Raw genomic sequence first — 22,934 nt, forward strand, 5'->3', positions numbered from 1 at the left:
CCAAAACATGGAGGAGAACCAAGATGTTCAGCGCCAGATGGCAGATCGACGCCAAGTTCGGTCACAAGCAGAGGGTGCTCGAGATGATGCGGCAATGGGAACGCGAGATCGGCTCGCAGGTCGGCATCGCCGATCTCGGGTTCCAGATCATGACCGGCTCGATCGGCGCGCGCGAAGCCACCGTCGAGACGCATCACCAGGTCCAGAGCCTGGCCCAGTTGGAGGAGTTCTTCGCCAAGATCGGCAAGATCGACGCGCACGCCAAATGGGGCAAGGAGCTGGAGCCCTATGTGGTGTCGGGCACCAGCGTTTGGCAGATCTTCCGGATCGTCGAGTAGTGGCCTGCTTGGCCTACCTCTCCCCTTGTGGGAGAGGTCGGATTGCCCCGATTTGTCCTTCACAAATCGGTTGGCAATCCGGGTGAGGGGTGATTTGGCGCCAAGCTGGAACACCCCTCATCCGTCTTGTCGCTTCGCGACAATCCACCGCCCGGGGGCGAGCCACGGGTCTCGCCCCGTCCTTCGGACCCCGCAAGGGGGCACCGACTCGCCCCTACATCAGGCCGAGCTGCTTGTAGAAGCCGAGCGCGTCGTAATAGTCGCTCTGGGTCGCGATCTTGCCGTCCTTGACGGAAAACATCGAGGCGCCGGTGAAGGAGAACTTCTTGCCGGTCGCGGCGGTGCCGTCTGCCCAGGCGCCGGTATTGGTGCCGGAGAACTCCCATTCGAAGGAGACGCGGTCGCCGTCTACCAGCGGCTTGCCCTTCATCGTCCATACGGCATCGGGAACGGCCTTCAGGAAATTGTCGATGACGCCGGTCTTGGCGGCGTCTTTACCCGTGACGGGCTTGCCGACTGAGGCGTCATAGTAAGTGACGTCGTCGGCGAAGTAGCCGGCGGCCTTGGCCGAGTCATGCGCATTCCAGGCTGCGACATAGGCCTCGACCACCGACTGCGCGGTGTCTCCGGCGAAGGATGGCGTCACGGCGAGAACCGTAGCGGCGATGGCTGCGGATGTCAGAAACTGGCGGCGTTGCATTGTTGTTTTCCTCCCTGGTTGAATCTCGGTCGGATGAGAGGTGTTCCAGCTTGGCGCCAGGCTTACCCCTCACCCGGATTGCCAACCGATTTGCGAAGAGCAAATCGGGGCAATCCGACCTCTCCCACAAGGGGAGAGATAAAGGCGCCTAGCCATGCGCCACCATCACGTGGCGGACGGCGGTGTAGTCCTCCAGCGCGTAGAGCGACATGTCCTTGCCGTAGCCGGACTGCTTCAGTCCGCCATGCGGCATCTCGTTGGTCAGCATGAAGTGAGTGTTGATCCAGGTGCAGCCATATTGCAGGCGGGCGGCTGTCGTCATGGCGCGGGAGACGTCCTTGGTCCACACCGACGAGGCAAGGCCGTAGTCGCTGTCGTTGGCCCAGCTCACGGCTTCGTCAACATCCGAGAAGCGGGTGACCGAGACGACGGGGCCGAAGACCTCGCGGCGCACGATCTCGTCCTCCTGCAGCGCGCCGGCAACCACCGTCGGCTGATAGAAGAAGCCCGAGCCGTCGCCCGGCTTGCCGCCGGTGGTGATCTCGATGTGCTTCAGTTCCGAAGCGCGCTCGACGAAGCTCGACACGCGGTCGCGCTGGCGGCGCGAGATCAGCGGCCCGATCTCGTTTTCGGTGTCATCAGGCTGGTTGTACTTGATGGTCGATACGGCGGAAGAGAGATCGGCGACCAGCTTGTCGTAGATCTTCTTGCCGGCATAGATGCGGCATGCGGCGGTGCAGTCCTGGCCGGCATTGTAATAGCCGAAGGCGCGCAGGCCGTTGACCACGGCGCCGAGATCGGCATCGTCGAAGACGATGACCGGCGCCTTGCCGCCGAGCTCGAGATGCGTGCGCTTGACCGATTTGGCGGCCGCCTGCAGCACCTTCTTGCCGGTGGCGACGTCGCCGGTGATCGAGATCATGTTGACCTTGGGATGGTTTATCAGCGCGTTGCCGACGCTGTCGCCGCGGCCGAGCACAACATTGACGACGCCCTCGGGCAGGATTTCGGCGAGGATCTTCGCCAGCTTCAGCGTCGTCAGCGGCGTCTGCTCCGACGGCTTGAAGACCACCGTGTTGCCGCCGCCGATCGCCGGCGCCAGCTTCCAGGCCATCATCATCAGCGGATAATTCCAGGGCGCGATCGAGGCGACGATGCCGATCGGGTCGCGCCGCACCATCGAGGTGTGACCGGGCAGATATTCGCCCGCAACCTGGCCCGGCATCGAGCGTACCGCGCCGGCAAAGAAGCGGTAGCAGTCGACGATCGCCGGGATCTCGTCGTTCAGCACGGCATTGATCGGCTTGCCGCAGTTCAGCGCCTCGAGCGCGGCGAATTCCTTGGCTTCCGACTCGATGCGGTCGGCGATCTTGAGCAGGTAGCCCGAGCGCTGCGCGGGCGTCGTGCGCGACCAACTGACGAACGCTTGTTCGGCAGCACTGACAGCAGCATCGATCTGCGCCGGGCTCGCTTCGGCCAAGTTGAGGATCGTCGCCCCGGTCTTCGGATTGAGGATCGGCTCCTCGGTTTCGGTGCCCTTCTCGAATTTCGAGCCGATCAGCATCTGGGTGTCCATTGGGTTCTCCTTGATCAGGAGCGAGTAGCGAATAGCGAGTAGCGAGTAGGGTTTGACCGCCGATGTCCCCTATTCGCTATTCGCTACTCCCTATTCGCTGTTTTCATTTTCCACTCCCCGCGATCTGGTCGCCGTCGCGGGTCAGGTAGTAAGCCAACAGGATCGGCAGCAGCGTCACCAGCACGACCACCATGGCCACGACATTGGTGACCGGGCGCTGGCGGGGGCGGATCAATTCCTCCAGCATCCAGATCGGCACGGTCTGCTGCTGGCCGGCGGTGAAGGTGGTGACGATGACCTCGTCGAAGGACAGCGCGAAGGCCAGCATGCCGCCGGCAAGGAGCGCGGTCGCGATATTGGGCAGCACGACATGCCTGAACGTCTGGAAGCCGTCGGCGCCGAGGTCCATCGAGGCCTCGATCATCGAGCCGGAGGTGCGGCGGAAGCGGGCAACGGCGTTGTTGTAGACGACGACCACGCAGAAGGTGGCGTGGCCAAGCACGATCGTCCAGAACGAGAACGGGATGTCGGCCAGCGCGAAGGCCGAGCGCAGCGCGATGCCGGTGATGATGCCGGGCAGCGCGATCGGCAGGATGACCAGCAGCGAAATCGTCTCGCGGCCAAAGAAGCGCGTCTGCGAGACGGCGGCGGCGCAGAGCGTGCCGAGCACCAGCGCGATCGCCGTCGAGATGGCGGCGACGCGGATCGACAGCGACAATGCCTCCCACACGTCCGGGCGGTTCCAGGTGACGGCGAACCATTGCGTGGTCAGCCCCGGCGGCGGCCAGACGAAGCTCTTCTCCTCGGTCGTGAAGGCGTAGACGAAGATCAAGAGGATCGGCAGGTGCAGGAAGAGCAGGCCGCAGGCAGCGGCGATCTTCAGGCGAAGCGGGGCGGATTGGCCGCGATCAGAGCGCATCGAAGGCCCCCATGCGCTTGGCGCCCCAAAGGTAGAAGCCCATGATGACGATCGGCACCACGGTGAAGGCGGCGGCTAAAGGGATGTTGCCGGCGGTGCCCTGCTGCGAATAGACGGCCTGGCCGATGAACAGGCGCGAGGTGCCGATGATCTGCGGGATGATGTAGTCGCCGAGCGTCAGCGAGAAGGTGAAGATCGAACCGGCGACTATGCCGGGCAGCGCCAGCGGAAACAGCACGTTGCGGAAAGTCTGCCCGGGCGAGGCGCCGAGATCGGACGAGGCCTCGACCAGGTTGCCGGGAACGCGCTCGAGCGCCGCCTGAACGGGGAGGATCATGAAAGGCAGCCAGACATAGACGAAGACGATGAAGGTGCCGGTGAAGGACACAGACAGCGAGTTGCCGCCGACGATGGGCAGCGACAGCCAGCCGTCCAGAAGCCAAAGCAGGTTCAGCTTGACCAGCAGCCAGGTGAGGATGCCTTCCTTGGCGAGGATCAGCTTCCAGGCATAGATCTTGACCAGGTAGCTCGACCAGAGCGGCAGCATGACGCCGAGATAGAACAGCGCCTTCCAGCGGCCGCGCGCATAGCGCGCCGCATAATAGGCGATGGGGAACGCCACGACCGCCGAGGCGAGCGTGACGAGCGCCGCCATCGTCACCGTGCGCAGGATGATGTCGAGATTGGCGGCCTGGAACAGGTCGCCATAGGTCTTCAGCGTGAACTCGCGATTGATGAGGCCGGAGAACTCGTCGATCGAGAAGAAGCTCTGCAGGAGCAGCGCGAAAAGCGAGCCGATATAGACGATGCCCAGCCACAGAACCGGCGGCAGCAGCATCAGGAAAAGCAGGAGTTTCGGCCGGCGCCAGAACAGGTCGGAGAAAGCGCCGCGCAAGCCGCCGCTGCCGGGCAGGATGGCAGGGGCGGGGTTGGAGTTGAGCGCGGCGATGGTCATGGGGCGCCTGCCGCGTCGATTGGATCAATGGCGGTAAGGCCGAGTTCCTTCGCACCCCCCTCTGTCCTGCCGGACATCTCCCCCGCAGGGGGGAGATCAGCAGCTTGTCTGCCTTGCCAGTTCTGCAACCTTGGAAGTTGGCGAAGCCAATGGTGACAGCCAATCTCCCCCCTTGCGGGGGAGATGTCCGGCAGGACAGAGGGGGTGCCTCGCGCAAACCGTGCTCATACCTGTTCATCCATCAGATGCAGGTGCTCGCGGTTGAAGGTGAGCATCACCGCCTCGCCCTCGGCCGGCAGCGCCGTGCCCGCCGGCACCACGGCGTGCAGCCTCAGCCCATCGGCATCGAGCGCCAGCCTGGTGGTGGCGCCGAGATAGTTGGTTCCGACCAGACGCGCCGCCACGCCGTCGCCGCTTGTCGCTTGGGTGACGCGGATGGATTCGGGCCTGAGACTCCCCCAGCAATGCTGGCCGGAATAGCGCTGGACGAAATCCGGCGGCAGCACATTCGATGAGCCGACGAAATCGGCGACGAAGCGCGTCTTAGGCCGCTGGTAGATGTCCTCCGGCGTCCCGACCTGCATGATCCTGCCGTCGTTGAAGACGGCGACGCGGTCGGCCATGGACAGCGCCTCGCCCTGGTCGTGGGTGACGAAGACGAAGGTGATGCCGAGCACCTTCTGCAGCGACTTCAATTCCTCCTGCATGTTCTCGCGCAGCTTGAGGTCGAGCGCGCCGAGCGGCTCGTCGAGCAACAGGACCTTGGGCTGGTTGACGAGCGCCCGGGCAAGCGCGACGCGCTGGCGCTGGCCGCCGGAGAGCTGGCCGGGACGCCGGGCGCCATAGCCCGGCAGTCGCACCAGCGACAGCGCCTCTTCCGCCGCCTTCAGCCGCTCGGCCTTGCCGACGCCCTTGACCATCAGGCCGTAGGCGACGTTGTCGAGCACGTTAAAGTGCGGGAACAGCGCGTAGTCCTGGAAGACGGTGTTGACGTTGCGGCGGTAGGGCGGAACCCCTTCGGCGCGCTCGCCGAAGATCGAGATCGATCCCGCCGTCGGCTGCTCGAAGCCGGCGATCAGCCTAAGACAGGTCGTCTTGCCGGATCCGGACGGTCCGAGCATGGCGAAGAACTCGCCCGGCGCGATGTCGAGATCGACCGCATCGACGGCACGCACGCTGCCGAAATGGCGCGAGACTTGTTTGAAGGAAACGGCGGAGGTCATGGGCCTGTCAGTCGGTTGCCGGGTTTGGTTCCTGTCGGATCGCGATAGCGCACGCGCTTCACCTCCCCCTCGATGGGAGGTCGCGGCGAAGCTGCGGGTGGGGGTGACTGGCACAAGCGGTTGCGCCGACCCCCACCCCGACGCTGCGCGTCGACCCTCCCCACAAGGGGGAGGGTAAAAGCGATCACCGCCCGCCGATGACGCCGATATAGTCCGACACCCAGCGGTAGTAAGGCACGCACTGGTCGTTCTGGCTGGCGCATTTCGACACCGGCGTCTTCCAGAACTTGATCTTCTCGAAATTGTCGTAGCCGTTGGTCTTGCAGCCTTCCTCGCCGAGCAACTCGTTACCCTTGCAGGCGGCCGGCACCACCGGCAGCGAGCCGAACCAGGCCGAGACGTCTCCCTGGACCTTGGGTGAGAGCGAGTGCTCGAGCCACATATAGGCGCAGTTCGGATGGGCGGCGTCGGCCTCCATCATGGTGGTGTCCGCCCAGCCGGTGACGCCTTCTTCCGGCACGGTCGAGGCGACCGGCTTCTTGGCGGCGACAAGCGTGTTCACCTGATAGGGCCAGGAGCCTGAAGCAACCACGCCTTCGTTCTGGAAGTCGTCGACCTGGATCGCGGCGTCATGCCAGTAGCGGCCGACCAGCGTGCGCTGCGTGCGCAACAGATCGAGCGCCGCCTTGTACTGGTCCTCGGTAAGCTCGTAGGGGTCCTTGATGCCCAGTTCCGGCTTGTGGAACATCAGGTAGTTGGCGGCGTCCGCGATGTGGATCGGGCCGTCATAGGCTTGCACTCGACCCTTGTTCGACTTGCCGTCGGGCAGCTTCATCTCCTCGAAGACGACGTTCCAGCTCTTGGGCGCTTCCTTGAAGACGTCGGTGTTGTACATCAGGATGTTCGGGCCCCACTGGTAGGGAACGCCGTAGTGCACCTTGTCGACGGTGAACCAGGGCGCGTCCTTCAGGCGGTCGTCGACCGTCTTCCAGCTCTTGACGAGGTCGGTGTTGATCGGCTGCACGCGCTTGCCGGCGACGAGGCGCAGCGAAGCATCACCCGAAGCCGTCACCAGGTCGAACCCGCCCTCGTTCATCAGCGAGACCATTTCGTCCGACGTGTTGGCGGTCTTGACGTTGACCTTGCAGCCGGTCTCCTTCTCGAAGGCAGACACCCAGTCATAGTTCTTGTCGGTCTCGCCGCGCTCGATGTAGCCCGGCCAGGCGACGATATTGAGCTCGCCCTCGCCCTTGCCGAGTTCCTTGACCTGGGCGATCGCCTGACCCGAGAAGGCCAGCGCAACCGTCAACGCCGTGCATGACTTCAGGAATGCATTCATCATCGATCTCCCATTTTGGCGCGTGACCCCGAAACCGCTTCGGTTTTCGAAAAGGATCATGCGCAAACCTGAACGCCAGAGCTCAGTGCCCCGACAGCCGCGCTCCCGAGCGGCTTTTGTTCCCTGGCGAAAAAGTGCTGTGAAAAATCCGGTTTCGCAAATTCATTTATCAGAAAGTCGATATCGGTTTTTCCGATAGACGGACGCCTTCAAGCCGCCGCCGTCGCCAGCCAGCAGGCGGCATTGAAGCGAGCCTTACCGTCCTCCACGAAAGGCGCGAATGCACCAGGCAAGACCGTGGTGATTTTTTCGGCCGTTGCCTGGTCTACCTCGCGCAGCGCAGCGCCGACCGGCCCCAGCCGGGTGACATATGTCATCAGATCGCCTTCGGCGATCTGACACAGGACGTCCGCCTGTTCGACTTTGATTGACGACCAGCCGCTCGCTTCAAGGATCCGCTTCACCTTGGCGCCGTCGGCAAAGGCAAACTGCCCCGGCGCCTCAGGGTCTGGCACGGGCGCGGGCGGCAGGAAAGGCGCGGCCGCTCGCGCAGCGGTCGTCATGAAATCATTCTCGACCGGACTGCGCCAAGCGACAAAGGCGAGTTTGCCACCGCGCCTCGCGGCTTGTCTTATGTTGGTGAACGCGGCCACGGGATCATCGAAGAACATGACACCAAAGCGCGAGACAACAGTGTCGAAGCGCGCTGATTCGAACGCATATGTCTGCGCATCGCCCACTTCAAAACTTGCATTTGCCACCTTTTCCAGCCGCGCGCGCTCCGTCGCCAGGGCGACAAGCGGCTGCGAGATATCCAGCCCAACACAACGTCCGTCGTTGCCGACGCGGCGCGCCATCGCCAGAGTCGTGGCGCCGGCGCCGCAGCCGATATCCAGGACATTGCCCCCTTCTCCGGGATAGCCGGCATCCACTACGAGGCGCTCGAACGGCGCCAGTACCCCGTCGAGGATCGGCTGCATCTCGACCCAGGCCTTTCCGCTGACGTCATTCCAGAGAGCTGCTTGCTGTGTGTTTGGCTGCGCGGATTGCGGCATAACGGACCTCGCTTTCTGTTGCTCTCGCCGATCGTCGCGAGCACTCTACGAGTTCAAGCCGACTTGAGGTCAAGCATGAAAGATATGGACATTGCCGAAGTGTCGCGCCGCACCGGCGTGCCCGCCTCGACACTTCGTTACTACGAGGAGAAGGGCCTCATCGCCTCGATCGGCCGTCGCGGCCTGCGCCGCTTGTTCGAGCCGGCCGTCCTGGAACGGCTCGCCTTGATCGCGCTTGGACGCGCGGGTGGATTCGCACTGGACGAAATTTCCTCGATGCTGACGCCCGACGGTCTGCCGAAAATGGATCAACGGCGCTTGGATGCCAAAGCGAACGAACTGGACCGGACCATCCAGTGCCTGACCGCGATCCGAGAGGCTTTGCGTCACGCCGCCCGATGTCCGGCCGTCCGGCCGATGGAGTGTCCGACGTTCCGGCGCGCCGTCAGGCTGGCCGGTGCCGGCCGCTTCGAGGTTGCTCCGATCGGTCCGTTCAAGGCGGAGGCCGTTCCCGCAACAAGGCGCAAGCGCAAGACTGGCGACGTCAGCCTGGAGTAGGTCACACTAGCGGCGGACCATGCGTTGCGATTGGGCGAGGCCGATGAAATCGCGGGCGGACTGCGGCAGGCTGGAGCCACGGCGCCAGACCATGCCGACCTGGACGACCGGAAGCGAGCCGGAGATATCGCGGGATTCGATGCGGTCGCCTTCCAGCGACCAGGGGCGGTAGACGAGGTCGGGCAAAAGCGCCACGCCGGCGCCGGTGGCCACGAGGCTGCGCACGGCCTCGACCGAGCGGGTGCGGAAGGCGACATGGGGTCTCGCGCCGATCGCCGACAGCAGCTTGCCGGTGTTTTCCTCGATCTCGTCGACGGTCAGCATGATCAGCGGCTCGGACGCGATATCGCCGATACCGATGATGTCGGCGCTGGCGAGCCTGTGGCTGAGCGGCAGCCAGAGCCGATAGGCCGAGACCTCGAGGATTTCCGACTGCAGCGCGGTGCGGTCGCGCAGATTGGAGGTGACCATGACGGCGATGTCGAGCTTGCCGCCGACCAGGAGGTGCTCGAGATAGTCGCCATTGTCCTCGATGGCCGAGACCTCGACGCCGGGATAGGCGCGGCGGTAGCGCGCCAGCAAATCGGAAAGCACATAGCCGGCGACCAGCGAGGTGACGCCGAGCTGTAGCCGACCGCCGGCCGTCAGTTGGTCGCCGAGGAAGGCGCGGCGCGCATCGGAGACATCGGCCAGGATCTTCGTGGCGTGGCGCAGGAACTGATGGCCCTTGTGGGTGATGTTCAAGCCCCGCGGATGACGCTCGAACAATTCGACCCCGAGATCGCTCTCCAGCTCCTTGATCGCCTCGGTGACCGAGGACTGGGAAATCGAGAGGTTCTGCGCGGCGCCCGACACCGTGCCCTGCTCGGCGACGGCGACGAAGAACTGGAGCTGGCGGATGGTGAAAGCCATGGTCGGACTAAACACCGGCCCGGGCGGGAAGGGAAGGCATTGGCAGCTCCCAGCGCTAGGCCGCCGCGATGCTGAGACGCGCGCCAGCCTGGCTGAGCGCCGCAGCGATGTCGTGCGGCGGCGGCTGGTCGGTCGCGAGCTCCGAAAAGCCGTCGAAGCCGCAGACCTGGACCAGCCCTTGCCGGCCGAACTTGGTGTGATCGGTGACGACCAGCGAACGCTGGCCGCGCGACAGCACCATGCGGGCGAATTCCGCTTCCGCGAGCTCATAGTCGGTAAGGCCGGCGACGGCATCGACCGCGCCAATGGAGATCACCGCGTGGTCGACGGAGAAACGGCTGACGAAGTCGATCGCAGTAGCACCGAAGGCGGCACCGGAATCGCTGCGCAACTCGCCGCCTGCCATGTAGACCCGGTTGCCGTTCACGGTCGCCAGTGTGCGGGCGATGTCGGACGAGTTGGTGACCACCGTCAGCCGGCGATGGCCGAGCAGTTCGCGCGCCAGGAAGGAGGTAGTGGTGCCGGTGTCGAGCATGATCGATTCGCCGTCGCGGATGGTGGCCGCGACCATGCGGGCAATCAGGCGCTTGGCCTCGGCATTCTCGCGCATGCGGCGCTCAAACGGCGCCTCGCCGGCCATCGACGGCAGGCGGACCGCCCCATGCATCTTGAGCAGCGCTCCGTCATCGGTAAGCGGCTTGACGTCGCGCCGCACCGTCTCCAACGACACGCCCAGCCGTTCGGCCAGGCTGGCAATGGTGATCGTGCCCTCCTCGCTGAGGAGCCGCAGGATCTCTCCATGCCGTTTCGAGTGGATCATAGGGACGTCCGGGATTTTGACCGATTCTAAGGCATTCCTAACGCTTTTAAAGGAATTGCTCATATTTTCGGGCAAAACACCCAAAAAAGGTCACAGCTTTCGATTGACAGCCGCGTCGCACTGGCGTGAGATCATTCTGTGACAGGCTCGGAACTGCCACGGGAGGGTGATGGCAGAGCCGCAATCGACCGACCAGATCTTCTGGAACGTGCTTGGCGCGAGTTTTTTTCGAATCCGCGGGGGCGGACGCCGGGATCCTGAACCTGGCCAAGGGGCTCGTCGGTGCGGCGTGGGATATCGATCCCAGCGTCTCGCACCGACGAGGCTTTTGTGTTCTCTCACACCATCGCTTTGTCGAAAGCCGGCTGGAGCAGGAACAAACCCGTGAGTGCTCCGGTAGTAGCAGAAGACCGCATCCGTGCCCTGCCCTGCTGGACCGGCAGCATCGAAATCGAGCCGCTGCCGGGCGGTCTCAGCAACGCCAACTATGTCGTCACGGACGGCGCCGGGCGGCATGTCGTGCGCTTCGGCCAGGATTTTCCATTCCATCATGTCTTTCGCGAGCGCGAGGTGATGACGGCGCGAGCGGCGCATGCGGCGGGCTTCGCGCCGGCCGTGCACTATGCCGAACCTGGAATTCTGGTGACGGAATTTCTCGGCGCCAAGACCTTTCTCGGAGAGGATGTGCGCGCCAATCTCGGCCGCGTGGCGGCGCTGCTGCGCGGCTTTCACCGCGAGATGCCCAACCATGTCTCCGGCGCCGGCTTCATGTTCTGGGTGTTCCACGTGATCCGCGACTATGCCCGCACGCTGGACGAAGGCGGCAGCCGCAAGAAGGAGGAGCTGCCGCGTTATCTCACGCTGGCGGACGAGCTCGAACGGGCGCAGAAGCTGTTGCCGATCGTCTTCGGCCACAATGATCTTTTGCCGGCGAATATCCTCGACGACGGCAAACGGCTGTGGCTGATCGATTTCGAGTATGCCGGCTTCAACACCGCGATGTTCGATCTCGCGGGGGCAGCCTCCAATGCCGGCATGAACGACGATGAGTCCTTCGCCTTCCTGACCGCCTATTTCATGAAGGAGCCGGACAAAGAGATCCGCCGCTCGCATGCGGCCATGCAATGCGCCTCGCTGCTGCGCGAAGCGATGTGGAGCATGGTCTCCGAGCTCTATCTCGACGCGCCCGGCATCGACTACGTCGCCTATACCGAGGAGAACCTCGTGCGGCTCGACGCGGCGCTGGAAAACTATCGGACGAAATACGGAACCAGGCCATGACCTTGCCCAGCCATGCCGGGATCGTCGTCATCGGCGGCGGCATCATCGGCTGCTCGACCGCCTATCATCTGGCGCGCGACCACAAGGCCGACGTGGTGCTGCTGGAACAGGGCAAGCTGACCTCGGGCTCGACCTGGCACGCGGCCGGCCTCGTCGGGCAGTTGCGCTCTTCGGCCTCGATCACGCGCGTGCTCAAATATTCTGTCGAGCTCTACAAGGGGCTCGAGGCCGAGACCGGGCTGGCAACCGGCTGGAAGATGACCGGTTGCCTCAGACTCGCCACCAATGCCGACCGCTGGACCGAGTTCAAGCGGCTGGCGACGACCGCGAAGAGCTTCGGCATGGACATGCAGCTCTTGTCGCCGGCCGAGGTGAAGCGCATGTGGCCGCTGATGGAAACAAGCGACCTCGTCGGCGCATCCTGGCTGCCGACCGACGGCCAGGCCAGCCCTTCCGACATCACGCAATCGCTCGCCAAGGGCGCGCGCATACATGGCGCCAAGCTGTTCGAGGGTGTGCGCGTCACCGGCTTTACGATGAAGGACGGCCGGATCACCGCGGTGAAGACTTCAAAAGGCGACATCGCCTGCGACAAGGTGGTGAACTGCGCCGGGCAATGGGCAAGGCAGGTCGGCGCGATGGCCGGCATCAACATGCCGCTGCAGCCGGTCAAGCACCAGTATATCATCACCGAGAAGATCGAGGGTCTGGCGACGGATGCGCCGACGATCCGCGACCCCGACCGCCGCACCTATTTCAAGGAAGAAGTCGGCGGGCTGGTGATGGGCGGCTACGAGCCGAACCCCCAGGCCTGGACGACTGATCTCCCCGGGGGCGACGTTCCCAACGACTGGGAGTTCCGCCTGTTCGATGACGACTACGACCATTTCGAGCAGCATATGGCCCAGGCGATCGAGCGGGTGCCGGCGCTCGCCAACGTCGGCGTCAAGCAGATGATCAATGGGCCGGAAAGCTTCACGCCGGACGGCAATTTCATCCTCGGCGCAGCACCGGAATGCTCCAACATGTTCGTCGGCGCCGGCTTCAACGCGTTCGGCATTGCGTCCGGCGGCGGCGCCGGCTGGGTGCTGGCGCAATGGGTGGTCGACGGCGAGGCGCCGCTCGACCTCTGGGTGGTCGACATCAGGCGCTTTTCCGGGCTGCATCGCGACCGCGACTGGGTCCGCGACCGCACGCTGGAAGCCTATGGCAAGCATTACACGATCGGCTTCCCGCATGAGGAATACCTGTCCGGCCGGCCGCGCATCGTCTCGCCGCTCTATGAGCGGCTGAAGACTCACCGCGCCGTGTTCGGCTCGAAGCTCGGCTGGGAGCGGCCGAACTGGTTCGCGCCCGACGGCGTCGAGCCCGAAGACATCTACTCGATGGGGCGGCAGAACTGGTTCGGCCCGGTCGGCGACGAGCACCAGCATGTGCGCGAGAAGGTCGGCATCTTCGATCAATCCTCCTTCGCCAAATACGAGATGGCCGGCACTGATGCGCTGAAGGCGCTCGCCTGGATCTGCGCCAACGACGTCGACAAGCCGGTGGGACGGCTGACCTACACGCAGCTTCTCAACACGCGCGGCGGCATCGAGGCCGACCTCACCGTGGCGAGGCTTGGCGAGAGCCGGTTCTACATCGTCACCGGCACCGGCTTCCGCACGCATGATTTTTCCTGGATCGGCGACCATATCGAACAGGGTCTCGACACGACGCTGAAAGACGTCACCGAGGAGTTCGGCACGCTGTCGCTGATGGGGCCGCGCGCCCGCGACGTGCTGTCGGCGGTAACTGACGCCGATGTCTCGAACACAGCCTTCCCCTTCGGCCACGCCCGCGAAGTCGGAATTGCCGGCCACACGGTGCGGGCGTTGCGCGTCACCTATGTCGGCGAGCTCGGCTGGGAACTGCATGTGCCTATCGCCGCTACCGGCGAGATTTTTGACGCGCTAATGGCGGCGGGAAAGAAGCATGACATCCGGCCGGTCGGCTACCGGGCGCTGGAATCGCTCCGGCTGGAGAAAGGCTACCGCGCCTGGGGCTCGGACATCACGCCTAACGACACGCCGCAGGAGGCTGGCCTTGGCTGGGCTGTGAAGCTCAGGAAGAACACCTATTTCGTCGGGCGGCGGGCGCTGGAGAAAGTGGCTGCCAAGCCGCTCGCCAAACGTTTTGCCGGCTTCACGGTGGCCGATCCGGAGATCGTGCTGCTCGGCCGCGAGACGATCCTGCGCAATGGCGAGGCGGTCGGCTATCTCACCAGCGGCGGCTACGGCTACACGGTGGAGAAGAACATCGGCTACGGCTACGTGCGCAACGCCGATGGCGTCAGCGACGATTTCCTCGCTTCCGGCGACTACGAGCTGGTGGTGGCGATGGAACGCACGCCGGCCAAGATCCATCTCGAGCCGATGTATGATCCGGCGGGAGAGAAGATCAGGGCCTAAGCTCGGGAAGCGGTCAGCCGACGCGCAGCACCAGGCCTCGGCTCGGCACCGTGTCGGCCTCGCCGGGCATCGAGGCGTAAGGCCGTGTCTCTTCGACGCGGCTTATGACGCCCTGCTTCTCGAAGTCGGCGATCCGCTCCGCAAAGCCGGACTGCCAGAGCGTGTTCTTGACCGTCAGCACGATGATGCCGCCCGGGCGGCAGATGCGGATCAGCTCGTCCAGGCCGTCGATCCCGACATGGCCCGAGGTGAAGACGCCCGCCGAGACGATGCCGGCGTAATAGCCGTCGGCGAAGGGCAAAGGTCCGCCCAGCGCCAGGCGATGCAGGGCCGTGTAGACGCCCTTCGCCCCAGCCTTGTCCAGCATGCCCTGCGAGATGTCGAGCGCCTCGACCTGAGGATAGCCGGTGATGGCGAGCCACTCGCCGATCAGGCCGGTGCCGGCGCCGGCATCGAGCAAGGGTTCGGCACCGCGCGGCAGATGCCGGGCAAGCAGCGCCAGGCAGATCGTCGGATGGCGATAGCCGGCGGCCGACATGTCGGCGTCATAGGTCTCGGACCAGTTGTCGTAGATCGCCGCCACTTCGTCCGGCCGGGTCGCCGCGTAAGCCGCGCCCAGCGCGCTGTTGTGCTTGCCGTCCGTCATTGCCGCTCCCGCTGCCGATTCGCGCGCCCCATGGTAGCCAAGCGGCAAAAACTGTGGAACCGTTTCGCCATAAACATGGCGTGATGGTAAAGGGGGTGACGATGGAAGAGGCGCGCGCGGCGTTGGCCGCCATTCCGGCGCTTGCCGGCTACGAGGGTCCGCTGGAGCGGCTGGGCGGCCTCACCAACCGTGTTTACCAAGCTGGCGACGTCTGCCTGCGCATTCCCGGCAAGGGCACGCAGGAATACATCAACCGCGCCAATGAGGCGGTAGCGGCGCGCGAGGCGGCCAAGGCCGGCGTCAGCCCCGAGGTGCTCTATGCCGATCCGGCATCGGGCGTGATGGCGACGCGCTTCATCGCCGGTGCCGAGACGATGTCGCCGGAGAAGTTCAAGACGCGCAAGGGGAGCCCGGCGCGCGCGGGCGAGGCCTTCCGCAAGCTGCATTCGTCCGGCGCCGTCTTTCCTTTCCGCTTCGAGCTGTTCGCGATGATCGACGACTATCTGAAGGTGCTGTCGACCAAGGATGTCGCGCTGCCACCGGGCTATCACGACGTGGTGCGCGAGGCAGGCAGCGTGCGCGAAGCATTGGCCGCACACCCGATCCAGCTCGCCGCCTGCCACTGCGATCCGCTTTGCGAGAACTTCCTCGATACGGGCGAGCGGATGTGGATCGTCGACTGGGAATATTCCGGCATGAACGATCCGCTGTGGGACCTCGGCGACCTCTCCGTCGAGGGCAAGTTCGACGCCGCCCAGGACGAGGAGATGATGCGCGCCTATTTCGGCGGCGAGGCGAGGCCGGCCGAGCGCGGCCGCGTCGTCATCCACAAGGCGATGTGCGACCTGCTCTGGACGCTGTGGGGGCTGATCCAACTCGCCAACGACAACCCGGTCGACGATTTCCGCGCCTATGCCGACGGCCGCTTCGCCCGCTGCAAGGCGCTGATGGAGACATCCGAATTCTCACGCCATCTTGCGGCCGTGCGGCTGGGCTCGAGCAGTTCCAAATGAGATCGGTTGCAGAGTTCCAGCGACCTTACGTGAAAACCCTCTGGATCTCATTCAGCGACCCTGTCTCGTCAGACTTTCTGCAATACCAAATAAGCAGAGCGATGGTACCGACGGGGAATAACCATGCAAGAAGTTGATGCCAGCCGCTTCTGTTGATGTCATGCAGCCGGCGAGTTGTCATGGCAAGCGTCGGCACAAGGATGGCAAGATTCCAGATCGATGAGACAGCTTCATTTCCGACAACAGCATCAACTATGACCACAATGACGCCGACGATGAAGATGAAGAGGTAGGTGTACCAGAACTCCGACCGACTGGCCCTGCCGGAAAAATTCACATAGTTTCGGAAAAAACTTGAAACAGCCTCACCGAAATTCATTGAAGGCGGCGTGTCTCCGAAACGATTGGCTCCAGAGGGCGGCGCTCTTAAGACAAATACCAACGGCAAGGCGATAAGGACCAGAATTATAAGCCAATGCCATATAGAGAAACTACCCATCATTCCCCCTATACCCCGGTTTCCCAGGTTGCGAATATCCTGCCTGTCCCGCCAAGAATCAATCGCCGATTGCATTCGACAGGCGATTTGCACCGTAAAATGCTTTCGTGAAATTGCCGTTGAGCTCACCGTTCCACGGAAACGGATTGTTTCGACGCAATTCCGGACGGAAGGCTACGGCGAAGTCGCCGAGCCTAACCGTTACACACTTTTCCTGGAATTGCTCTAGTTGACGCCCTTAGGCACGTTCTCGGGCGGCACGACGGTTTCGACCACCTTCTGGCGATGGAAGATGAAGATGCCGGCGAGCACGACGATCGCCGAGCCGGCGAGGATGCGCGGGCTCGGCACGTCGCCGAAGAAGACCAGGCCGAAGACAATGGCCCACAGAAGCAGGCTGTAATGCAGCGGCGCCAGCGTCGAGGCCGGCGCCAGCTTGAGAGCCCTGGTGATCATCAGATGGGCGGCGCAGGAGACGACGCCGAGCAAGAGCATGGCGCCGAAATCAAGCCTGGAGGGTGTCCGCCAGGTGCCGATGGTGAACGCCCCGCCGACAATCAGCGTGCCGATTGTCTGCCATGTGACCAGGGTCGTGTCACTCGTTCCACGCAAACGCCGGCCGAGGATGATGGCGAAGCCGAAGGCGATGCTGCCGATCAGGGCGTAGGTCGACGACAGCGAGAAGGCCGCCGAGGAGGGTTTCAGGATGATCAGCACGCCGCAGAAGCCGACCAGGATCGCCAGCCAGCGCCGCCAGCCGACCTTCTCGCCAAGCAGGAGGTGCGAGAGCGCGGCGACATAGATCGGTCCGGCCATGTAGAAGCTCATCACGTCGGCGAGCGGCAGATAGACGACAGCCGCATAGAAGAGCCCGGTATCGAGCGTGGTCGCCACCACGCGCAGGAGCTGCAGCAGCGGCCTTTCCATCTGGAACAGCTTGCCCGCGCCCTGGTTGGCGATCATCGGCCCTAGCACGAAAAAGGCGCCGATGGAGCGGATCAGCACCACCTGGCCGACGGAGAAGGAGGCAACCAGCCATTTGCCCATCGCGTCGTTCAGCGCGAACATGAAGTCGCCGGCCAGCATCAAGAGGATGCCGGCGAGCAGGACGTTGCGGATCGTGAAATTGCGGGCGATGGTCTGGGCCATGCCGGCTCCCTAGCCGTAAGCCGGCGGCTTGACGAGCGAAATCCGTAAGACCAGCGGCGGAAAGCCGCCGGTTCTAGTGGTGAGTGCACAGGGCGTTGCGGCGATGCAGGAACTTTGAGGGGCCGGCAGGCCAGAGGGGGGCGCGAAGGAACGCTGCAAATCTCACGTTGCGCGCCGCGTTCTTCGACCTTGTAGCGGCTTTACGCGTCGCTTCGTTCCCTGCTCCACGCGGAGACACTAAGCAGACTTATGCCTTCGGTTGACGCTCTCCGGCCGCCCGGCGATCGACAGCCTGGTCTCCTGCCTGGTGCGCTCCGCCACCACCTTGCCCCTGGCGATGACGCAAAGACGTTCGGGGCGAAGGCGTACGGCCTCGATCGGATTGCCGGCGTCGAGCACGACAAGGCTGGCGCGCTTGCCGACCGCAAGTCCGAGATGGTCGAGGCCCATGATGGCGGCGTTGACATTGGTCACCATGTCGAAGCAGCGCGCCATGTCGGCCGGGCTCGACATCTGGGCGACATGCAGGCCCATGAAGGCGACGTCGAGCATGTCGGCCGTGCCTAGCGAATACCAAGGGTCGAGCACGCAGTCCTGGCCCCAGCCGACGCGGATGCCGAGCCCCAGCATCTCCTTCACCCGGGTCAGGCCGCGCCGCTTCGGGAAGGTGTCGTGACGCCCCTGCAGCATGATGTTGATCAGCGGGTTGGGGATCGCCGAGACGCCGGCTTCGGCAATCATCGGCAAGAGCTTCGAGACATAGTAATTGTCCATGGAGTGCATGGAGGTGAGGTGCGAGCCGGCCACCCTGCCCTGCAGACCGAGGCGCTGCGCTTCATAGGCGAGCTGCTCGATATGGCGCGACAGCGGGTCGTCGGTCTCGTCGCAATGCATGTCGACCATCAGGCCGCGCTTGGCGGCGATCTCGCAGAGCTCCGTCACCGAGCGGGTGCCGTCGGCCATGGTGCGTTCGAAATGCGGGATGCCGCCGACGATGTCGACGCCGAGATCGAGCGCCCGGATGGTGTTTTCGCGCGCCGTCGGCGAGCGGTAGAGCCCGTCCTGCGGAAAGGCGACCAGTTGCAGGTCGATATAGGGTGCGACCGTTTGCTTGACGTCGAGCAGCGCCTCCACCGCGAGCAGCCGGTCGTCGCAGACGTCGACATGGCTGCGGATGGCGAGCAGGCCCATCGACACCGCCCAGTCGCAATAGGCGAGCGCGCGGTCGCGCACGGCCTCGTGCGTCAACAGCGGCTTCAGCTCGCCCCAGAGCGCGATGCCCTCCAACAGCGTGCCGGAGGCGTTGATGCGCGGGATGCCGTAGGAGAGCGTGGCGTCCATATGGAAGTGCGGATCGACGAAAGGCGGCGAGACAAGGTTGCCGCGCGCGTCGACCTCGGTATGGGCCGAGCCCGACAGTTGAGGCTCGATGGCGCGGATGGTTTCGCCGGCAATGCCGATGTCGGCAATCCTGCCATCCGGCAGCGTGCCGCCGCGCACGATGAGGTCGAAATCCATTCTCGTCATCCCCTTGGTAGAATCAGCAGCCATCGTGGCCGAAAAGACACCCTGCCGCAGTGGTTTCTATCGCCGATAGCGAAAGGTTCCATCCGGCGGCAACTCGCTCTATAAGCCGCCTCTCGCCCCCATGGCGAATCCGAAAATCACAGGCGTGGGATCTGCCGTTGTTTCGCTTCTTCCGTTCGACGGAAAACCAGCACCTCATCGCAAGGCTGGTGAGGGAATCCTTCCACGAGCATAAATTCGGCTATGGCGCCGCCATGGTGTCGATGCTGGTGGTTGCCGCCACGACCGCAGCCAGCGCCTGGATCCTTAGCGTAATCACCAATGAATTCGTGATCTATAAAAGAGTCGAACGCGTTAACTGGATTGCCTTGGCGGTCGCAGCGATCTTCATCGCCAAGGGCATCGCCAATTTCGTCCAAGCGTACCTCATGAGCCGCGTTGGCAACGCCATCATCGCCGACCGGCAACGCAAGATCTATGACCGTATCCTCGCGCAAGGCATCGAGTTCTACCATGCGACCTCATCGTCCGAACTGATCACTCGCATGACCAACAACGCGCAGGCGGCTCGCAGCGTGCTTGATCTCGTCGTCACATCCTATGTGCGTGATCTGGTGACTTTGATTGCCCTGGTGGCAGTTATGGTCTGGAAGCAGCCGGCGCTGTCGCTGATCTGCTTCGTCATCGGGCCGGTCGCAATCTATGGGGTGAACCGCATCCTGAAGCGCGTCCGCAAGATCGCCTCGATGGAATTCCGCTCGCTCGGCCAGATCGTGCATGTGATGCAGGAGACGGCGATCGGCGTGCGCGTCGTCAAATCCTTCAATCTCGAAGGCGCAATGCGCAAGCGCATGTACAAGGCAGTTTCCGACGTCGAGAACCGCGCCAACAACATCGCCACGCTGGAGGCCGCCACCAGCCCGGTGATGGAAACGCTGGCCGGCCTGGCAATCGCCGGCGCCGTTTTCGTCAGCGGTTTCCTGGTGCTGCAAGGCGGCCAGATGCCCGGCAACATCATGGCCTTCATTGGAGCGCTGCTGCTTGCCTATGAGCCGGCCAAGCGCCTGGCGCGCGTGCGCATTTCGCTGGAAACCGGCATCGTCGGCGTGCGCATGATGTTCCAGCTTGCCGACCGGCCGCTGACTCTCGCCGAAAAACCCGACGCCAAGCCGCTACGGCCAGGTCCGGGCGAGATCCGATTCGACAATGTCAGCTTCGCCTATCCGGAGAGCCCGCCGGTGTTCGAAGGCTTCGACCTGACGCTGGCGGCGGGCAAGATGACGGCGCTGGTCGGACCATCGGGCAGCGGCAAGTCGACGATCCTCAACCTGATCATGCGCATGTACGACCCGCAGACCGGCAAGGTGATGTTCGACGGCCAGGACATATCCTTCGCAACGCTCAATTCGCTCAGGCAGAAGATCGCCTATGTCAGCCAGGACACGTTCCTGTTTGCCGGCACCATCATGCACAACATCCGCCTCGGCCGTGAGGACGCGACCGACGAGGAAGTGATCGCCGCCGCCAAGGCAGCCAATGCGCATGATTTCATCAGCGCCATGGCCAAGGGCTACGAGACGGAGGTGGGCGAGAACGGCTCGCTGCTCTCCGGCGGCCAGCGCCAGCGCATCTCGATCGCGCGCGCCATGCTGCGCAACGCCGAGATCCTGCTGCTGGACGAAGCGACCAGCGCGCTCGACGCCGAATCGGAAGCGCTGTTCCGCGATGCGCTGCAGCAGCTCACCGTCGGACGCACGACGATCGTGATCGCGCACCGGCTGTCGACGGTGCACCAGGCCGACACCATCGTGGTGCTGGAGGGTGGCAAGGTGCAGGAAAGCGGCCCGCACAAGACCTTGCTCAAGCACGGCGGGCTCTATCAGAGGCTTTATGAGTATCAGCTGATGCCGTAGCGCGGCCCTCTCCTTCTCCCCTTGTGGGGAGAAGGTGGATTGGCGCGAAGCGCCAAGACGGATGAGGGGTGCTGGGCGGAGTGAGGCGCGGGAAAATCAGGCTGGGCGAGAGGTGTCACCAAGCTGGAACACCCCTCATCCGACCGAGCTTCGCTCGGCCACCTTCTCCCACAAGGGGAGAAGGAAAAGCGCTCCTACTCCGGCACTTTCCTCACGGCGCCCTTGTCGGCGCTGGTGGCGAAGGCGGCGTAGGCGCGCAGCGCGGTCGTCACCTTGCGCTTGCGCTTCTCGGCCGGCTTCCAGGCATCCGCGCCCTTCGCTGTCATCGCGGCGCGGCGCGCTTCGAGCTCAGCATCGCTGATGGCAAGATGGATCTTGCGGTTCGGGATGTCGATCTCGATCGTGTCGCCCTCCTGGACCAGACCAATCAACCCACCTTCGGCAGCCTCCGGCGAGACATGGCCGATCGACAGGCCGGACGTGCCGCCGGAGAAGCGGCCGTCTGTGATCAGCGCGCAGGCTTTGCCGAGGCCCTTCGACTTCAGGTAGCTGGTCGGGTAGAGCATCTCCTGCATGCCGGGGCCGCCGCGCGGTCCCTCGTAGCGGATGACGACGATGTCGCCGGCCTTGATCTCGTTGCCGAGGATCGCCTTGACCGAGGCGTCCTGGCTCTCGAAGACGCGGGCCGGGCCGGTGAATTTCAGGATCGACTCGTCGACGCCGGCCGTCTTCACGATGCAGCCGTCGAGCGCCAAATTGCCTTTCAGCACGGCGAGGCCGCCGTCCTTCGAGAACGGCGTCTTTGCCGAACGGATGACACCCGTCTCGCGGTTCATGTCGAGCTCATCCCAGCGGCGATCCTGGCTGAAGGCGACCTGCGTCGGCACGCCACCGGGCGCCGCCCGGAAAAACTCGCGCACATTCTCGGCGGAGGTGCGGGCGATGTCCCAGTGGTCGAGCGCCTCGCCGAGGGAAGCCGTATGGACCGTCGGCAGGTCGCGGTTGATCAGTCCCGCCTGGTCGAGCTGGCCGAGGATGGCCATGATGCCGCCGGCGCGGTGGACGTCCTCCATGTGCACGTCGGCCTTGGCCGGCGCCACCTTGCACAGCACCGGCACTTTTCGCGACAGCCGGTCGATGTCTTCCATGGTGAAGTCGACCTCGCCCTCGTGCGCGGCGGCGAGGATGTGGAGCACCGTGTTGGTCGAGCCGCCCATGGCGATGTCAAGCGCCATGGCGTTCTCGAAGGCGCCCTTGGAGGCGATGCTGCGCGGCAGCGCGCTTTGATCGTCCTGCTCGTAGTAACGCTGGGCGAGATCGACGATCAGATGGCCGGCCTCGACGAACAGGCGCTTACGATCGGCGTGCGTTGCCAGCGTCGAGCCATTGCCCGGCAGCGAGAGGCCGAGCGCCTCGGTCAGGCAGTTCATCGAGTTTGCCGTGAACATGCCCGAGCACGAGCCGCAGGTCGGGCAGGCCGAGCGCTCGATGACCTTGACGTCCTCGTCGGAAACGCGGTCGTCGGCCGCGGCAACCATGGCGTCGACCAGGTCGAGCGCCTGCGCCTTGCCGGCGAGCACCACCTTGCCGGCCTCCATCGGCCCGCCGGAGACGAAGACGGTCGGGATGTTGAGGCGCAGCGAGGCCATCAGCATGCCGGGCGTGATCTTGTCGCAATTGGAGATGCAGACCATGGCGTCGGCGCAATGCGCGTTGACCATGTATTCGACGGAGTCCGCGATCAGCTCGCGCGACGGCAGCGAATAGAGCATGCCGTCATGGCCCATGGCGATGCCGTCATCGACGGCAATCGTGTCGAATTCCTTGGCGACGCCGCCGGCCTTCTCGATCTCGCGCGCGACGAGCTGGCCGAGGTCCTTCAGATGCACGTGGCCCGGCACGAACTGGGTGAAGGAATTGACCACCGCGATGATCGGCTTGCCGAAATCCGAGTCCTTCATGCCGGTGGCGCGCCACAGGCCGCGGGCGCCGGCCATGTTGCGGCCATGGGTAGTGGTGCGGGAGCGATAGGCAGGCATCGGATTGTCCTTGCTGGCTGGC

The 22,934-nt window shown here is 64.1% G+C and carries 20 protein-coding genes; 6 read left to right on the forward strand and 14 right to left on the reverse strand.

The window, feature by feature from the left end; genetic code table 11:
- Window positions 1–23: 23 nt before the first annotated feature.
- Window positions 24–338: a hypothetical protein gene (locus EJ070_RS05775; protein ID WP_126090466.1), complete on the forward strand. Its 315-nt coding sequence runs from the start codon at window positions 24–26 to the stop codon at window positions 336–338.
- A gap of 214 nt (window positions 339–552) precedes the next feature.
- On the opposite strand, the gene EJ070_RS05780 is transcribed toward EJ070_RS05775, so the two are convergent.
- The 7 genes from EJ070_RS05780 to EJ070_RS05815 form a co-directional block, all read right to left on the reverse strand.
- Entirely contained in the window at window positions 553–1,038 is a 486-nt protein-coding gene (locus EJ070_RS05780) for an ester cyclase (protein WP_126090467.1), read from the reverse strand.
- A gap of 148 nt (window positions 1,039–1,186) precedes the next feature.
- A complete protein-coding gene (locus tag EJ070_RS05785) occupies window positions 1,187–2,614 on the reverse strand; it encodes a gamma-aminobutyraldehyde dehydrogenase (RefSeq protein ID WP_126090468.1) in 1,428 nt (475 codons plus the stop codon).
- 103 nt (window positions 2,615–2,717) lie between these two features.
- A complete protein-coding gene (locus EJ070_RS05790) occupies window positions 2,718–3,533 on the reverse strand; it encodes an ABC transporter permease (RefSeq protein WP_126090469.1) in 816 nt (271 codons plus the stop codon).
- Window positions 3,523–4,488: an ABC transporter permease gene (locus EJ070_RS05795; RefSeq protein ID WP_126090470.1), complete on the reverse strand. Its 966-nt coding sequence runs from the start codon at window positions 4,486–4,488 to the stop codon at window positions 3,523–3,525. Before EJ070_RS05795 ends, EJ070_RS05790 begins: the two co-directional genes overlap by 11 nt.
- Window positions 4,489–4,712: 224 nt before the next feature.
- Window positions 4,713–5,711, reverse strand: a complete 999-nt coding sequence (locus EJ070_RS05805) for an ABC transporter ATP-binding protein (protein ID WP_126090471.1) — start codon at window positions 5,709–5,711, stop codon at window positions 4,713–4,715.
- Window positions 5,712–5,895: 184 nt separating this feature from the next.
- A complete protein-coding gene (locus tag EJ070_RS05810) occupies window positions 5,896–7,050 on the reverse strand; it encodes an ABC transporter substrate-binding protein (protein WP_126090472.1) in 1,155 nt (384 codons plus the stop codon).
- Window positions 7,051–7,259: 209 nt separating this feature from the next.
- Window positions 7,260–8,105: a class I SAM-dependent methyltransferase gene (locus tag EJ070_RS05815; protein ID WP_126090473.1), complete on the reverse strand. Its 846-nt coding sequence runs from the start codon at window positions 8,103–8,105 to the stop codon at window positions 7,260–7,262.
- A gap of 75 nt (window positions 8,106–8,180) precedes the next feature.
- Between EJ070_RS05815 and EJ070_RS05820 the strand changes: the two genes are divergently transcribed.
- Window positions 8,181–8,663 carry a helix-turn-helix domain-containing protein gene (locus tag EJ070_RS05820; protein WP_126095653.1) on the forward strand — a complete coding sequence of 161 codons (483 nt, stop codon included), beginning with the start codon at window positions 8,181–8,183 and terminating at the stop codon, window positions 8,661–8,663.
- 6 nt (window positions 8,664–8,669) lie between these two features.
- Here the strand turns inward: EJ070_RS05820 and EJ070_RS05825 are convergent, their stop codons facing one another.
- Both EJ070_RS05825 and EJ070_RS05830 read right to left on the reverse strand, forming a co-directional pair.
- Complete coding sequence (locus EJ070_RS05825; protein WP_126090474.1) at window positions 8,670–9,575, reverse strand: LysR substrate-binding domain-containing protein; 906 nt, start codon at window positions 9,573–9,575, stop codon at window positions 8,670–8,672.
- Between the two features lie 55 nt (window positions 9,576–9,630).
- Window positions 9,631–10,395 carry a DeoR/GlpR family DNA-binding transcription regulator gene (locus EJ070_RS05830; protein WP_126090475.1) on the reverse strand — a complete coding sequence of 255 codons (765 nt, stop codon included), beginning with the start codon at window positions 10,393–10,395 and terminating at the stop codon, window positions 9,631–9,633.
- Between the two features lie 384 nt (window positions 10,396–10,779).
- On the opposite strand from EJ070_RS05830, the gene EJ070_RS05835 reads away from it, so the two are divergent.
- Window positions 10,780–11,676: a phosphotransferase family protein gene (locus tag EJ070_RS05835; protein ID WP_126090476.1), complete on the forward strand. Its 897-nt coding sequence runs from the start codon at window positions 10,780–10,782 to the stop codon at window positions 11,674–11,676.
- A complete protein-coding gene (locus EJ070_RS05840; RefSeq protein ID WP_126090477.1) occupies window positions 11,673–14,126 on the forward strand; it encodes an FAD-dependent oxidoreductase in 2,454 nt (817 codons plus the stop codon). The genes EJ070_RS05835 and EJ070_RS05840 overlap by 4 nt, the downstream gene beginning before the upstream one ends.
- Window positions 14,127–14,139: 13 nt before the next feature.
- Here EJ070_RS05840 and EJ070_RS05845 read toward each other — a convergent pair whose 3' ends face one another.
- Window positions 14,140–14,772, reverse strand: coding sequence for a class I SAM-dependent methyltransferase (locus EJ070_RS05845; protein ID WP_126090478.1), 633 nt, complete (start codon window positions 14,770–14,772; stop codon window positions 14,140–14,142).
- 95 nt (window positions 14,773–14,867) lie between these two features.
- On the opposite strand from EJ070_RS05845, the gene EJ070_RS05850 reads away from it, so the two are divergent.
- The gene (locus tag EJ070_RS05850) at window positions 14,868–15,785 is read left to right on the forward strand and encodes a phosphotransferase family protein (RefSeq protein ID WP_126095654.1); all 918 of its coding nucleotides are present in this window, start codon (window positions 14,868–14,870) and stop codon (window positions 15,783–15,785) included.
- 25 nt (window positions 15,786–15,810) lie between these two features.
- Here EJ070_RS05850 and EJ070_RS05855 read toward each other — a convergent pair whose 3' ends face one another.
- The 3 genes from EJ070_RS05855 to EJ070_RS05865 form a co-directional block, all read right to left on the reverse strand.
- A complete protein-coding gene (locus tag EJ070_RS05855) occupies window positions 15,811–16,284 on the reverse strand; it encodes a DUF805 domain-containing protein (RefSeq protein WP_126095655.1) in 474 nt (157 codons plus the stop codon).
- 225 nt (window positions 16,285–16,509) lie between these two features.
- Window positions 16,510–17,433: a DMT family transporter gene (locus EJ070_RS05860; protein WP_126090479.1), complete on the reverse strand. Its 924-nt coding sequence runs from the start codon at window positions 17,431–17,433 to the stop codon at window positions 16,510–16,512.
- 237 nt (window positions 17,434–17,670) lie between these two features.
- Window positions 17,671–18,951: an amidohydrolase family protein gene (locus tag EJ070_RS05865; RefSeq protein WP_126090480.1), complete on the reverse strand. Its 1,281-nt coding sequence runs from the start codon at window positions 18,949–18,951 to the stop codon at window positions 17,671–17,673.
- 167 nt (window positions 18,952–19,118) lie between these two features.
- On the opposite strand from EJ070_RS05865, the gene EJ070_RS05870 reads away from it, so the two are divergent.
- Window positions 19,119–20,873 (forward strand): ABC transporter ATP-binding protein, encoded by a 1,755-nt coding sequence (locus EJ070_RS05870; protein WP_126090481.1) that lies wholly within the window; start codon window positions 19,119–19,121, stop codon window positions 20,871–20,873.
- A gap of 194 nt (window positions 20,874–21,067) precedes the next feature.
- On the opposite strand, the gene ilvD is transcribed toward EJ070_RS05870, so the two are convergent.
- Window positions 21,068–22,912 carry a dihydroxy-acid dehydratase gene (gene ilvD / locus EJ070_RS05875; RefSeq protein ID WP_126090482.1) on the reverse strand — a complete coding sequence of 615 codons (1,845 nt, stop codon included), beginning with the start codon at window positions 22,910–22,912 and terminating at the stop codon, window positions 21,068–21,070.
- Window positions 22,913–22,934: the final 22 nt, after the last annotated feature.

The organism is Mesorhizobium sp. M1E.F.Ca.ET.045.02.1.1 (genome assembly GCF_003952485.1).
GTDB lineage: Bacteria > Pseudomonadota > Alphaproteobacteria > Rhizobiales > Rhizobiaceae > Mesorhizobium.

Excerpts from the sequence above, each read along its gene's own strand:
- EJ070_RS05805 (WP_126090471.1), bottom strand. The coding sequence starts at position 5,711 with ATGACCTCCGCCGTTTCCTTCAAACAAGTCTCGCGCCATTTCGGCAGC.
- ilvD (WP_126090482.1), bottom strand. The coding sequence starts at position 22,912 with ATGCCTGCCTATCGCTCCCGCACCACTACCCATGGCCGCAACATGGCC.
- EJ070_RS05785 (WP_126090468.1), bottom strand. The coding sequence starts at position 2,614 with ATGGACACCCAGATGCTGATCGGCTCGAAATTCGAGAAGGGCACCGAA.
- EJ070_RS05865 (WP_126090480.1), bottom strand. The coding sequence starts at position 18,951 with ATGGATTTCGACCTCATCGTGCGCGGCGGCACGCTGCCGGATGGCAGG.
- EJ070_RS05780 (WP_126090467.1), bottom strand. The coding sequence starts at position 1,038 with ATGCAACGCCGCCAGTTTCTGACATCCGCAGCCATCGCCGCTACGGTT.
- EJ070_RS05845 (WP_126090478.1), bottom strand. The coding sequence starts at position 14,772 with ATGACGGACGGCAAGCACAACAGCGCGCTGGGCGCGGCTTACGCGGCG.
- EJ070_RS05795 (WP_126090470.1), bottom strand. The coding sequence starts at position 4,488 with ATGACCATCGCCGCGCTCAACTCCAACCCCGCCCCTGCCATCCTGCCC.
- EJ070_RS05860 (WP_126090479.1), bottom strand. The coding sequence starts at position 17,433 with ATGGCCCAGACCATCGCCCGCAATTTCACGATCCGCAACGTCCTGCTC.
- EJ070_RS05815 (WP_126090473.1), bottom strand. The coding sequence starts at position 8,105 with ATGCCGCAATCCGCGCAGCCAAACACACAGCAAGCAGCTCTCTGGAAT.
- EJ070_RS05825 (WP_126090474.1), bottom strand. The coding sequence starts at position 9,575 with ATGGCTTTCACCATCCGCCAGCTCCAGTTCTTCGTCGCCGTCGCCGAG.
- EJ070_RS05830 (WP_126090475.1), bottom strand. The coding sequence starts at position 10,395 with ATGATCCACTCGAAACGGCATGGAGAGATCCTGCGGCTCCTCAGCGAG.
- EJ070_RS05790 (WP_126090469.1), bottom strand. The coding sequence starts at position 3,533 with ATGCGCTCTGATCGCGGCCAATCCGCCCCGCTTCGCCTGAAGATCGCC.
- EJ070_RS05810 (WP_126090472.1), bottom strand. The coding sequence starts at position 7,050 with ATGAATGCATTCCTGAAGTCATGCACGGCGTTGACGGTTGCGCTGGCC.
- EJ070_RS05775 (WP_126090466.1), top strand. The coding sequence starts at position 24 with ATGTTCAGCGCCAGATGGCAGATCGACGCCAAGTTCGGTCACAAGCAG.
- EJ070_RS05855 (WP_126095655.1), bottom strand. The coding sequence starts at position 16,284 with ATGGGTAGTTTCTCTATATGGCATTGGCTTATAATTCTGGTCCTTATC.
- EJ070_RS05840 (WP_126090477.1), top strand. The coding sequence starts at position 11,673 with ATGACCTTGCCCAGCCATGCCGGGATCGTCGTCATCGGCGGCGGCATC.
- EJ070_RS05820 (WP_126095653.1), top strand. The coding sequence starts at position 8,181 with ATGAAAGATATGGACATTGCCGAAGTGTCGCGCCGCACCGGCGTGCCC.